Here is a 12,751-nt window from a genome sequence, read left to right as displayed (position 1 = left end):
GCGCCGATTCGAGGATATTTTATGCACAACAAAACCATCGCCGACATCGCACGCGATTTGCACAGCGGCGAGTACTCCAGCGTCGAGTTAACGCAACACATGTTGCAACGCATTGAGCAGCTGGACAGTACTTACAACAGTTTTATCACCGTTACTCAACAGCAAGCACTGGCACAAGCCAAAGCCGCCGATGAACGTCGCGCCGCTGGCAATGCCGACTTCTGGACCGGTGTCCCCATCGCTCATAAAGATATTTTTTGCACCAACGGCGTATTAACCAGTTGTGGTTCAAAAATGCTGAGCAATTTTGTTGCCCCCTACGACGCCACCGTGATTGATCGCTTTAATCACGTCGGTGCGGTGTCGCTGGGCAAGCTCAATATGGATGAGTTTGCCATGGGCTCGTCCAACGAAAACTCATTTTATGGCGCCGTTGCCAACCCGTGGGATACCGACCGCGTACCAGGCGGCTCATCCGGTGGCTCTGCGGCCGCGGTCGCTGCTCGCTTAGTGCCTGGTGCTACGGCCACCGATACCGGCGGCTCTATTCGCCAGCCTGCCGCTTTTTGTGGCCTCACTGGTTTAAAGCCAACCTATGGCCGGGTATCTCGCTGGGGCATGATTGCCTATGCATCGAGCCTCGATCAGGCCGGTACATTAACGCGTAACGCCGAAGACGCGGCGCTGATGATGAACGTGATGGCCGGCTTTGATGCCAAAGACTCGACCTGTGTCGATCAAGCCGTGCCGGATTATCGCGCCGAGCTGAATAACAGCTTGGAAGGCTTGACCATTGGCCTGCCAAAAGAATACTTCCGTGATGACTTAAGCGCTGACATGCAGCAACAAGTACGCAACGCCATTGCTGAATACGAAAAACTCGGTGCTAAGGTCAAAGAAATTTCTTTGCCAAATACCCACTTGGCCATTCCAGCCTATTACATTATTGCGCCGGCGGAATGCTCCGCTAACTTGTCGCGCATGGACGGTGTACGTTTCGGTTATCGCTGCGACGACCCGCAGGATATTAACGATCTGTACAAGCGTTCACGCGGTGAAGGGTTTGGCATTGAGGTCAAGCGCCGCATCATGGTCGGTGCCTATGCGCTGTCGGCTGGTTTTTACGACGCGTATTACAAAAAAGCCCAGCAAGTGCGCCGCTTGATTAAAAATGATTTTGTCGAAGCCTTTAAAGAAGTCGACATCATCATGAGCCCCACCACGCCCACCCCCGCCTTTAAGCGCGGCGAGAAGACTGCTGACCCGGTGGCTATGTACCTGGAAGATATTTTCACCATTGCTTTGAATCTGGCAGGTTTGCCGGGCATGTCGATCCCTTGCGGTGAAGTTGACCAGCTGCCAGTTGGGCTGCAGTTAATCGGCAACTACTTTGATGAATCCCGTTTGCTTAATGCCGCGCACCAGTACCAGCAAGTAACCGACTGGCACCTGCACGCTCCTGCTGATATCGCTTAAGAGGACACAACATGGAATGGGAAGTGGTAATTGGCCTGGAGATTCACGCTCAGCTGGCCACCCAATCAAAAATCTTTTCTGGCGCCTCAACCGCTTATGGTGCTGACGCCAATACTCAAGCCTGTGCCGTTGACTTAGGCCTACCCGGCGTTTTGCCGGTATTCAACGAAGAAGCGCTGCGCATGGCGGTCAAATTTGGCTTGGCTATCGATGCCGAAATTGGCAAAAAGTCAGTATTTGATCGTAAAAACTATTTTTATCCAGATCTGCCAAAAGGCTATCAAACCACCCAACTGCACCACCCGATTGTCGGCATTGGTCATATCGATATTGAGCTGGACGACGGCACCACTAAGCGCATTAACGTCACTCGTGCGCACTTGGAAGAAGACGCCGGTAAATCAGTGCACGAAGGCTTTGATAAGATGTCAGGCATCGACTTAAACCGTGCCGGCACCCCATTAATTGAAATCGTCTCCGAGCCAGAAATGCGCAGCGCCAAAGAAGCCGCCGCGTATTTCCGCAAAATGCACAGCATCGTAACCTACCTGGGTATTTGTGACGGCGATCTGTCTCAGGGTTCCATGCGCTGCGACTGCAACGTCTCCTTGCGCCCGAAAGGCCAAGAAGAATTCGGTACTCGTACCGAAATTAAAAACGTCAACTCGTTCCGCAACGTTGAGCGTGCTATTGAAACGGAAATCGCCCGTCAAATGGACATATTGGAAGACGGCGGCAGCATCACTCAGGAAACCCGCCTGTACGACGCGGATAAAAATGAAACCCGTGGTATGCGCTCAAAAGAAGTGGCCAATGACTACCGCTATTTCCCGTGCCCGGATTTATTGCCAGTGATTATCGATGACAACTACATCGAAGCTGTGCGTGACACCTTGCCAGAGCTGCCGGACGCTAAACGTGCGCGCTTTGTTAAGGATCATGGCTTAAGCACCGTCGATGCTGCAGTACTGGCCTCGGACCGCAGCTTGGCCGAGTACTTTGAAACCGTCGCGCACGCTGCTAACGATTACAAACTGGCCGCCAACTGGGTACAGGGCGATGTATCTGCCGCATTAAACCGACTGGAAATGGGCATTGCACAATTGTCCGTCAGCGCTGAACAGCTGGGCCGCATTTTACAGCTGATTAAAGACAACACCCTGAACAATGGCGGTGCCAAAGAAGTCTTTAACGCATTGCTGGAAGGTAAAGGCGATGACACAGTCGGTGGCGTTGATGCTTTAGTAGATAGCCTGGGATTAAAGCAGGTATCTGATACCGGCGCGATCGAAGGCATTGTGGCACAGGTATTGGCAGACAATCCTAAGCTGGTTGAAGGTTATCTGAATACACCGGAAGATAAACGCGCCAAAGCCATCGGCCCATTTATTGGCCTGACGCGCAAAGCCGCCAAAGGGGTCAACCCGCAGGTAGTGATGGATGTACTGAAGAAAAAACTCAGCGAGCTGGGTTAATTCGATTCGGGGCTCAGTGAGCCCCGTTTATTTGTTGATGGTATTACAGCCAGACTCTTCCTGCTGCCCCCTTACTGTAAGCCCCACTCCTTTTAGCACCACCCTTTTTAGCCCCACCCTCTTTAGCCCCTGTGCTTTTGCTCTTTTCTCGCAGCACTTCACTCTAATAAGCTGAAAACAAAACTATGCGCATTTTAATCACCGGCGCAGCAGGCTCTGGCACCTCAACTCTCGGTAACATCTTCGCCAGCGAGCAAAACTGGATGTTTCTCGATGCCGATGATTTTTTTGGTTGCCCAGTAATCCGCCTTTTCAGCAGCGCAGGGACATGACGAACGCTTAGCCATGATGATCGACAAACTTCAGAGCGGTGAGCATGCCGCTAAGTCAGGGTCGGTCATGAACTGGGGCCGTGCGTTAGAAGACAGCTTTGATCTGATCGTATTTTTATACCTGGATGCCAACATTCGTATAGAACGCCTAGAACAGCGGGAGCAGCAGCAATATGGCCGCGCTGCTGATCCAGCTTTTTTACGGTGGGCCTCTGAGTACGATACCGGCCCAAGCGAAGGCAGAAGCCTAGCAAAACATCAGCAGTGGCTCTCAGAGCGCAGCTGCCCAGTCATTAGAATTGCTGGTGACCTAACAGTGGCTGAAAGAATGAAACAGCTATCAACAGCGCTGCTGCAGTTACCCAAGCCTCACCTATCGACCTGAGTGTAAGTGCTGTGAGATGTGGTCGAATGCCAGCCCGATCACATGCATAAGCGCAACATAGCCAGCAGTGAGGCCTCCGGCCATGCCGCAGAAGGTCACACAAACAGTCACCATCAGCGGAAACTCTGCTGCTGTCATCGAAGCATTGATACCATCAGGTTTATGGAACCAGTAGGTGCTGATCAAAAACAGCGCCAGCAGGCCCGCAACAGCAAACACCATAATCAGCTTAAACGCTAAGGTGATTTTCCAAGCATCTCGAAACCACCAACGTCCCAGTACATCAATGAAGTAGAAAAACAGGCCCAAAACAAACATCAAGTAGGTCAGGATGCGAGTCAAGGGTATGTCACGAGCACTTTGCGGCGAAAGAGTGATATTGCCGCCGTCTTTAAACGAGTCCATTAAACCAAAGCTGTGATCCGCCAACCATCGAAAGCAGGCCAGCAACGTCTGTTCAGAGTAAAAGGCCAGCGCCATTATGAATAACATTCCCCATAATATGGCAGGAAAAGCCATAAAAGCCGCAAACAGATAGCGACTGATCACCAGTAAAACCAGCTGCGGTAACATCCTTGATAGCTGAGTCTTCATATAAGTCCCACAAATTAAGCTTTTCGGCAGCTTACCATGGGCGCAATAATCGCTGAACTTTTCCGTGATCACGCCTGTGAGTGCGAATACCTACTATCGGCTTGTTACTGATTTGATATCGGCATGAGTCTTAAAAACGGTCTTTCATACTGTTCTTGTTGCCTAAAGTTCACGGTGCACTCCCCATGGCTTCATACCGCAACACTTTGCTGTCTGGGCGCATACTCAAACACATCCGAATAGCAGCTATCTTCGCTCAACCCCAGCATACTCAGCTGATCAATAGTGCCGTATACCATATTGGGTGAACCACACAGATAAGTTCGAGTGCTATGAAGGCTATCGAAATCCTGCTCTATGACTCGGTAAATATAACCGGTGCGCCCAGCCCAACCGCTGGCTACGGATTCGAGAATTGGGGTGAAGCTCAGGTTTGGATACTGCTCTGCTAACTGCCGAAATTCATCAAGCAGATAGAAGTCTTCTGCCAGTCGATTCGACCAATAGATATCGACCTGTGCGTTGCTACTTCGAGCAACGATCTCAGCGGCAATACAACGAATTTTCGCAATCCCCGAACCGGCAGCCACCAACAGATGCGATTTCTCCAGATCTGTTTGCAAATACGCTTTGCCCATCGGCAAGGTGACAGTGACCTGCTCGTGACTGCCAGTCAGTTGTCGCAGATACTGGATAATCCGACTGGCTAGTTCGCTGCCGTTGTAAATAAAGATTTCCAAACTGCCAGGGTTCATCGGGTTTGGACGATTTGCAATGGAATAAAAAAGCGGCGTCACGGCCCCATCGCCATCGAGCGGCAACTCCAGTTTCAAATACTGCCCTGCCAGATAACTCACCGCGACGTCGTCGGCTGCTTGTAGGCTCACCTGTACGGTATTCACGCTAAGATCTGTAACAGCCACCACAGAGCATGTCAGCGCTATTGATGTTTCATTACCCACAATCGACCTCCCCATATCAGCGACCAGCGCTACAGTTTCAAACAGAGTAGGAGCTTACTTGCAGGAATTAAAATGGTATCTGCTCACGTAACCATTAGCTGTGCTCATACTATGGCATGGCTGTAGTCCCCTCGGTGTCTTGCCTGCAAGGTTGAGCGTAGAGCTTGGCTATCGAACATAGATGCTTCGGTGATGTCGCTTGCAATAGCTGCAGGTTAATAGCATCCATTCACAGTGAATTAGCCTTGCCTACTGAGCCTGTGGCATCCGTGCATTCCGTCATGCACGTCAAGCAATCACCTCATGAACGCCATACATTGAAGTCTTTGTATGAAACCAGCTAATGAGAGCATGAGATAATATCAATTCTTTTCATCAGAATGTGGCGATAAGATTTAATCATCGCTCACACGATCATCCAGCTATGGCCTTGCGCCTAGCCGTCACAGCGCTGATCAAGAGCACCACCAATGTAGACCTTTTTTCAGCTTGCGGGATGGCAGACCATTATGAGCAAACAATTTCACTATCACATAAAGCGCATTCGTTTCGACGAAAACTATCAGCCATCGGACAGCACTCGGATCACCACTAATTTTGCCAATCTGGCCAGAGGTGAGCACCGCCAAGAAAATTTGCGCAAGGCACTGCGCATGATTGATAGCCGGTTAAATGCGCTGGCTCATTGGGACAACCCCAATGGTGAACGTTACCAGATTGAGCTCGATATTGTTTCCGTCGACATCGACGTTGAAGGTCGAGGCGATCATTTTCCATCAATTGAGATTCTACAAACCCACATCCTCGACCGAGTTGCGGGTAAACGTCTAGCAGGAATCGTTGGTAACAATCTGTCGTCCTATGTGCGCGATTATGACTTCAGTGTACTGCTGCGAGAATACAATCAAAATCGTGCCGGCTTCAGTGTGCCAGAGCAGTTTGGTGATCTACACGGCAAGTTATTTCAGGACTTTATTCATTCCGACACCTACAAACAGCACTTTAACAAGCCACCCGTTATTTGCTTGAGCGTATCGGATAACAAGATTTACCAACGCAGCGCAAATCAACACCCAGTACTGGGCGTTGAATATCTGCCCAATGAGTCTTCGTTAACCGAACAGTACTTTAAACGCATGGGCTTAAATGTACGTTACTTCATGCCGCCCAACAGTGTTGCGCCTTTGGCCTTCTACTTCTTTGGCGATTTGCTCAGTGACTACACCAACCTGGAGCTGATCGGCACCATCAGCACCATGGAAACCTTCCAGAGAATCTATCGACCTGAAATTTACAATGCCAATTCCGTTGCTGGCGATCATTACCAGCCCGATTTAACGCACCCGGATCATTCTCTCACTCAGATCACCTATGATCGTGAAGAGCGCAGTCAACTGGCAATAAAACAAGGTAAATTTGCTGAAGAGCATTTTATTAAACCTTACCAAAGAATTTTAAAAGAGTGGTCTGCCAACTGGGCGTAAATACTTTGCTAAGTCAGAGATCATTCTGGGTGTATTTTCCGCAAAAACGCCATAGCCAGATCAATATTTGAACATAGCTTTCCTAGTTACATTTTTAGACATATACAGGTTTCGATACAGACAATGAAAAAACTACTGCCTACCTCTACCGCCGGTAGCCTGCCAAAACCTAACTGGCTAGCAGAGCCCGAAAAGCTGTGGTCTCCCTGGAAGCTCGAAGGTGACGCTTTGACTAGCGGCAAGCAAGATGCATTGCGCATCGCATTGCAGGAGCAGCAGTCTTGCGGTATTGATATCGTCAGTGACGGTGAACAAACTCGCCAGCACTTTGTGACCACCTTTATAGAGCATCTACAGGGAGTTGACTTTAACCTGCGTGAAACAGTGAAAATTCGAGATCGCTACGATGCCAGCGTTCCCACAGTTACAGGACCGGTCAGTCGCCCAAAGTCTGTATTTGTTGAAGACGCTCGGTTCTTGCGCCAGCAAACCGATCAGCCGATTAAATGGGCGCTGCCAGGTCCTATGACCATGGTCGACACCCTATACGACGCACACTACAACAGTCGCGAGAAACTGGCCTGGGAGTTTGCCAAAATACTGAACCAAGAAGCAAAAGAGCTGCAAGCAGTAGGGGTGGACATCATTCAATTTGATGAGCCCGCCTTTAACGTCTTTTTTGATGAGGTCAGTGATTGGGGGATAGCCTGCTTAGAGAAGGCCATCGAAGGCTTAAGTTGTGAAACCGTAGTGCATATCTGCTACGGTTACGGCATTCAAGCCAATACCGACTGGAAAAAAACACTCGGCTCAGAGTGGCGACAATACGAAGCCATCTTCCCGAAACTGCAGCAGTCGAACATCGACATCATTTCCCTTGAATGCCATAACTCGCGTGTCCCCATCGAGTTATTAGAGCTAATTCGTGGAAAGAAAGTAATGGTTGGTGCCATCGACGTGGCCAGCGAGAATATTGAAACGCCAGAGCAAGTGGCGGATACCCTCAGATCCGCTCTTCAATACGTTGATGCCGATAAGCTTTATCCCTGTACCAATTGCGGTATGGCTCCTTTACCCCGAGAAGTAGCCAGAGCCAAACTCAGCGCTTTGCATGCCGGTGCAGACATCATTCGAAAAGAGTTAGTTGGTTAAGTAATTACTTCACGAAAACACTATTCAGAGAACCCGTGAGGTCCGTAGGATCTCCTACTTGGTTTCTTATCTCCACAATGGCTTTTAGCACAGATATGATCGATTTTTTATTGACTAATTTCCCCACTCTACTGGCCCTTATAGTGACTGGCGTCTTTGCAGGCATTCTGGCTGGCTTACTGGGCGTAGGTGGCGGTATCGTTATTGTGCCGGTGCTGTTTTTCTTATTTCAAAGCTTTGGTGTGTCAGCCGAATCTGCCATGCTGATTGCTACCGCAACGTCACTGGCCACCATTGTCCCGACGTCCATCAGCTCCATTCGCTCACACCACCGACAAGGCAACGTCGATGTCGATTTGCTCAAGCATTGGGCCATATTTATTTTGATCGGTGTACTGCTGGGTAGCTGGCAGGTCACACGTGTCGACGGCACTTGGTTAACCGTTCTGTTTGGGGTCATTGCCACACTGTCTGCGTTGAACATGTTATTTCGCAGTGGTAAATCGGCGCTGTTTGCATCGCTGCCAGGAAAAGCGGGCCAAACCAGCATGGGAGCATTCATCGGTTTCTTTAGCTCAATGGTCGGGATTGGCGGTGGCACTCTGTCAGTACCACTGTTGACCCTATGCAATTATCCAGCGCATAAAGCGGTCGGTACAGCAGCTGCTATCGGTCTGATTATTTCTCTACCTGGGGCATTGACCATGCTGTTGTTAGGCGAAACACCTGCAGATGCCCCCGCTGCGACGTTCGGCCTTATCAATCTAGCCGGCTTTGCCTGTATTGTGCCGCTGACCGTATTGTGTGCACCCTTAGGAGCCTCCCTCGCAGCCAAGCTGAATGCCGCCAAACTTAAACAGGTATTTGCCATAGTATTGTTGATCACTGGCCTGCGCATGCTGATGCAAGTCTTCATGTAGTCACCTGACAGCTCCACCAAAGCGGTACAATACGTCATCCAGCGATATTGAGATGTTCTAATGATAAGAAAAAGTACGGCACACGACATGGATATCATGCTTGATATCTGGCTCAACGCTTCCATACAAGCACACGACTTTGTTGAGGCATCGTACTGGCAGTCGCAGCGGGACAATATGAGGAATGTTTATCTGCCTGCCTCAGAGAACTATGTGTACGAACAGGATTCAAACGTTGTTGGGTTTTATGCTTTGTATGATGATTGTCTGGCCGCTCTGTTTGTTGCTCCAGAACATCAGGGATGTGGTATTGGCAGTCAGCTTATCGAGCATGCCAAACGTCAAAGAGAGTTGCTAACGCTGTCTGTGTACAAAAGAAACAATGACAGCGTTGCTTTCTATCTCAAACATGGTTTTGAAATAACCAGCGAACAAACAGACCCCAACACTGGCCAAAGTGAATATTCCATGAAGCTGATCCGAGGCTAACCTAAGTCCACACCGGTTCTTTTAGCTGCCTGGGTACTTTCATGTATATCCTCTCTAAAGTTTTTTCACTCGTAGTACAACCTGGCAGGCTCAAATACTCAGAGCACTTTGCTGCAAGGCTCTTCGCCAGCGTTGTGCGTGATTGAACGAGCGAAAAGTTATGTTTTTAGGGCGCCAGAGGCGCCCATGGGCTATTCAATTATTCGGTAAAGGTTGCATTAAGTTTGATCTTGTAGGTCGGCCGAACGTTGGACGAGTACTGCCGTGCGGTGAACTGAATACGAAGCTTTTCAACTTCCACTGGCTCATCCAAAGCCACTGACAGCTTGCCCGGCCATTTCAAATAGCTTGAGTAAACACGGTTATTGTCTTGATCGTGAACAAATGCAACCACCGATTGGTTTCTGCCATTCTGAGTATTCTCAACCATCAGCTCGAGTGATTTCACCTTTTTATTGTACGTCGGTGTTATCTCGGCCCACTGGCTAATCTGTTGACCAAACGATACTGTCAGCGACGCCCCCGCCGAGTGCGTTTCATCAAAATCAATCACCGGCGGGAAGTCCGGGTGACTATCAGCATCGTTGGGCATGCTGTTGCCGTAATACTCTTGGATCAAACTAAAACCATCGCCGTCGTAATCGCCGTTGGCATCCAAACCGACCACGTCGTAGGTTTTTTTCCACCAAGTCGGTAGGTGGTCATTGTCAATGCGTGTGCTTTCGCCAAAATTAAAACGAAAGTTACCTTCAAAGCGTTGATAAGAGGTTGAGAAATCTGCGTTGTACAAAGACACCACCGCCCGGTAGTTGTCTTGCCAATAGTCCACCGGGGTGGCGAAGGTATGTAGCCCATGAGCGGCACGGCAATCCAGGTTATGCTTTAAGCTGTTGGCACCATCGTAAATCTTTACTTTGCAGTCCATCGAGCGCAGCTGGTTACTATCGAACCCCAAGGTCGCCAGATGACGGCGATCTGCTGGTAACGTCAGGTTGACCGGTATGTTGACTCGCTGGCCTTTATAAATCGTTTGACTGACTTTCTGACTGTAAATTTCCAGGTTCGGATTGGTATTGGCTGTGGCAGCACAGGATATGAAAGGCAGGGTAAGTAACAGCTTTGCGTTCATCGCGAATCTCTATCTATGGGTGTATTTTCAGCGCCGATCCTAGTGCTCGCCAGTAACTGTGTAAACAGTCAAAACCAACTTAATGACAAATGAGTAGATAAGACTAAAACCCATTCAATAAAATCAAGTTGATTAAAAATACATCATCCGATCATTTCTTAGTCAGTTTAAATCTGGCTCAGTCTTTTATATTTCTGTGAGTTAACCTCAGCGCCACAAGGCCATCAAAATCGATTAGGCAGAGAGCCACTAAAAAGCCACGATAAGAAATACAGAGAGAAGTAAAAAAGCCACGTTAAAAATATGAACAAGCTAAGGTGCTGTCAACGTCACAGCCAGCTCCATGACCTGCTGCCTAAGCCAGATATGCGCAGGATCGTAATGCAGGCGTTCATGCCAGATCATGGACGGCGCGATACTGGGTATGGTTAAGGGTAACTCCTGTAGCGCCAGCGTCTCTGAACGCATCATATGTTCAGCAAGGCGGCGAGGTGTGGTGAGAATTAGGTCCGTATTTGCCACAATACTGGGCGCGAGTAAAAAATAAGGTGTTTTTACCGCCACACGGCGGCGTTTATTGTGCTGCTTCAGCACCTCATCCACGGCACTGCTGCCATGGCCGGTAATACTGACACTAATATGCGGCCACGCGACATAGTCTTCTAACGTCAATGGTTTCTGTGAAATGGCGTGATCACGACGCACCACACAGACAAAATCGTCTTCATACAGCTGTTTGCAATAAAAACGTGCGGGCAGTTGCTGATAGGAACCAATGGCCAGGTCGGCGCCGCCCTGAGAGACAAGATCCACATTGTCGCCCGCAGCCGTGGTAATCGTAATATCTAACCCTGGTGCTAACTGCGCTAATTTGGCGATTAAATCTGGCATAAATAGCTGCGCCAAATGATCCGCACTGGCAATGGTGAACTTGCCGGTTACCTGTTGCGGCGCAAATTCCGTTGGCGCAATGATGGCACTGACGTCATCCAATAGCTTGGCAACGTTAGCCGATAATGACAGCGCCCTGGGTGTTAGCTCCCAGCCATTGGCCGTGCGTACCAAGATACGATCATTCAATAACCGGCGTAAGCGCCCCAAACCGCGACTGGCAGCAGGCTGACTCAGTCCAATCCGCGCCGCAGCCGCTGTCACACTGCCTTCTTTCAACAGCGCATCAAACAACTTCAGCAGGTTCAGATCCACCGAACCAATATCCATTTTTTGCATAATCAAAACTAACTTCATGCATTTCAAATATGTAGATCGAGCCTATAGCATCTCCTGCGTCGAATCAAAGCATCATTCATTGGAGAAAACGCATGAATCACAGCGAGTTATACGTCGTCACCGGCGCCACTGGACGCACAGGCATGGCCACGGCCAATGCCCTATTAAACAAAGGCAAACGCGTACGGGTGGTATTGCGAACAGCGCAGCAACAACAGGAATGGCAGCAGTTGGGGGCAGAAGTGGCTGTTGCAGACTACGCCGATCCAGCGGCACTGTGCCAAGCGTTTGCCGGCGCCAGCGCGGTCTACATCGTCAGCCCGCCACAATACGACTCCGAGCACTTGTTTGCTCAGGCGCAAACCATGGCAGACGACATTGCCAACGCGCTATTAACCGCTCAGGTGCAGAAGGTGGTGGCATTGTCGTCTATTGGCGCCGAGCAGCCAGAAAACACCGGCTGGATTTTCATGAACCATAGGCTGGAAAAAACGCTCGCTGCCACCGGCATCGATGTCACATTCTTGCGTGCCGCGTACTTTATGGAGAATTGGGCACCATTGGTGCAACTGGCGCAGCAACAAGGTCAGCTACCCAGTTTTTTAGCACCCATTGAGCGGCGCATCCCAATGATTGCGACCGCCGACATTGGCGCACTGGCAGCCGACGCCATGTGCGAACACTGGCAAGGCGTTCGTATTCTTGATTTACAGGGTCCAGAACCGTATTCACCGCAGGACCTTGCGAGCAGCCTGAGCCACACACTGGATCAAGCGCTGCCGGCGGCCGCTATTGCAGAGTCTGACTGGAGTGCGGCGATGGCTGGCCAGGGATTTTCTGCTGCTGCAATCGACGGCTTTTGTGAAATGACGCGCGGTCTAAACTCGGGTCATATCGCTTTTGCAGACAATGCCAGCCATGAGCGACGCTCAGGAGAAATTACACTGGCCAGTATGGTGAGTACACTGTTGGCTTGAGGCTACTCAGATACTAAGGCCTGTAAACACGATTAGCTCTTTGCTGCTGGGAATCCGTTTTTTCTTAAATAAGGCCTGAGTAGCGTCGTTTGACCGGTTAAATAAACAACGAACAGGGAAAAACGGACGCCCCTCCCCCTTCGGCA

The 12,751-nt window shown here is 49.8% G+C and carries 12 protein-coding genes; 8 read left to right on the top strand and 4 right to left on the bottom strand.

Going from position 1 to position 12,751, the window contains the following annotated elements; translation table 11 throughout:
* The first annotated feature begins 21 nt into the window (after positions 1 to 21).
* The 3 genes from gatA to CHH28_RS08545 all read left to right on the top strand — a co-directional run bounded on the left by gatA (position 22) and on the right by CHH28_RS08545 (position 3,668).
* On the top strand, positions 22 to 1,476 hold the full coding sequence (gene gatA / locus CHH28_RS08555; protein WP_094059914.1) for an Asp-tRNA(Asn)/Glu-tRNA(Gln) amidotransferase subunit GatA: 1,455 nt from the start codon (positions 22 to 24) through the stop codon (positions 1,474 to 1,476).
* An 11-nt stretch (positions 1,477 to 1,487) separates the two neighbouring features.
* A complete protein-coding gene (gene gatB / locus CHH28_RS08550; protein WP_094059913.1) occupies positions 1,488 to 2,951 on the top strand; it encodes an Asp-tRNA(Asn)/Glu-tRNA(Gln) amidotransferase subunit GatB in 1,464 nt (487 codons plus the stop codon).
* 399 nt (positions 2,952 to 3,350) lie between these two features.
* Positions 3,351 to 3,668 (top strand): hypothetical protein, encoded by a 318-nt coding sequence (locus tag CHH28_RS08545; protein ID WP_157729842.1) that lies wholly within the window; start codon positions 3,351 to 3,353, stop codon positions 3,666 to 3,668.
* On the opposite strand, the gene CHH28_RS08540 is transcribed toward CHH28_RS08545, so the two are convergent.
* Positions 3,657 to 4,262, bottom strand: coding sequence for a hypothetical protein (locus tag CHH28_RS08540; RefSeq protein ID WP_157729841.1), 606 nt, complete (start codon positions 4,260 to 4,262; stop codon positions 3,657 to 3,659). The genes CHH28_RS08545 and CHH28_RS08540 overlap by 12 nt on opposite strands.
* A 191-nt stretch (positions 4,263 to 4,453) precedes the next feature.
* Positions 4,454 to 5,164, bottom strand: coding sequence for an NAD(P)H-flavin reductase (locus CHH28_RS08535; protein ID WP_233243801.1), 711 nt, complete (start codon positions 5,162 to 5,164; stop codon positions 4,454 to 4,456).
* Positions 5,165 to 5,733: 569 nt separating this feature from the next.
* Between CHH28_RS08535 and CHH28_RS08530 the strand changes: the two genes are divergently transcribed.
* From CHH28_RS08530 to CHH28_RS08515, 4 genes are all read left to right on the top strand, one after another.
* A complete protein-coding gene (locus CHH28_RS08530) occupies positions 5,734 to 6,708 on the top strand; it encodes a DUF1852 domain-containing protein (RefSeq protein ID WP_094059909.1) in 975 nt (324 codons plus the stop codon).
* 123 nt (positions 6,709 to 6,831) lie between these two features.
* Entirely contained in the window at positions 6,832 to 7,860 is a 1,029-nt protein-coding gene (locus CHH28_RS08525) for a methionine synthase (RefSeq protein ID WP_094059908.1), read from the top strand.
* A gap of 143 nt (positions 7,861 to 8,003) precedes the next feature.
* Positions 8,004 to 8,780, top strand: a complete 777-nt coding sequence (locus CHH28_RS08520; RefSeq protein ID WP_332881234.1) for a sulfite exporter TauE/SafE family protein — start codon at positions 8,004 to 8,006, stop codon at positions 8,778 to 8,780.
* A gap of 60 nt (positions 8,781 to 8,840) precedes the next feature.
* Entirely contained in the window at positions 8,841 to 9,269 is a 429-nt protein-coding gene (locus tag CHH28_RS08515) for an N-acetyltransferase (RefSeq protein WP_094059907.1), read from the top strand.
* A gap of 199 nt (positions 9,270 to 9,468) precedes the next feature.
* Here CHH28_RS08515 and CHH28_RS08510 read toward each other — a convergent pair whose 3' ends face one another.
* Together CHH28_RS08510 and CHH28_RS08505 are read right to left on the bottom strand one after the other, a co-directional pair.
* On the bottom strand, positions 9,469 to 10,398 hold the full coding sequence (locus CHH28_RS08510) for a hypothetical protein (RefSeq protein ID WP_094059906.1): 930 nt from the start codon (positions 10,396 to 10,398) through the stop codon (positions 9,469 to 9,471).
* Between the two features lie 312 nt (positions 10,399 to 10,710).
* Positions 10,711 to 11,646 carry a LysR family transcriptional regulator gene (locus CHH28_RS08505; RefSeq protein ID WP_094059905.1) on the bottom strand — a complete coding sequence of 312 codons (936 nt, stop codon included), beginning with the start codon at positions 11,644 to 11,646 and terminating at the stop codon, positions 10,711 to 10,713.
* 74 nt (positions 11,647 to 11,720) lie between these two features.
* Here CHH28_RS08505 and CHH28_RS08500 point away from each other — a divergent pair, with 74 nt between their 5' ends.
* The gene (locus tag CHH28_RS08500; RefSeq protein WP_094059904.1) at positions 11,721 to 12,605 is read left to right on the top strand and encodes an NmrA family NAD(P)-binding protein; all 885 of its coding nucleotides are present in this window, start codon (positions 11,721 to 11,723) and stop codon (positions 12,603 to 12,605) included.
* Positions 12,606 to 12,751 lie beyond the last annotated feature (146 nt).

The sequence above is a fragment of the Bacterioplanes sanyensis genome (assembly GCF_002237535.1).
GTDB lineage: Bacteria > Pseudomonadota > Gammaproteobacteria > Pseudomonadales > Oceanobacteraceae > Bacterioplanes > Bacterioplanes sanyensis_A.
This window is presented reverse-complemented; position numbering and strand designations above follow the sequence as displayed.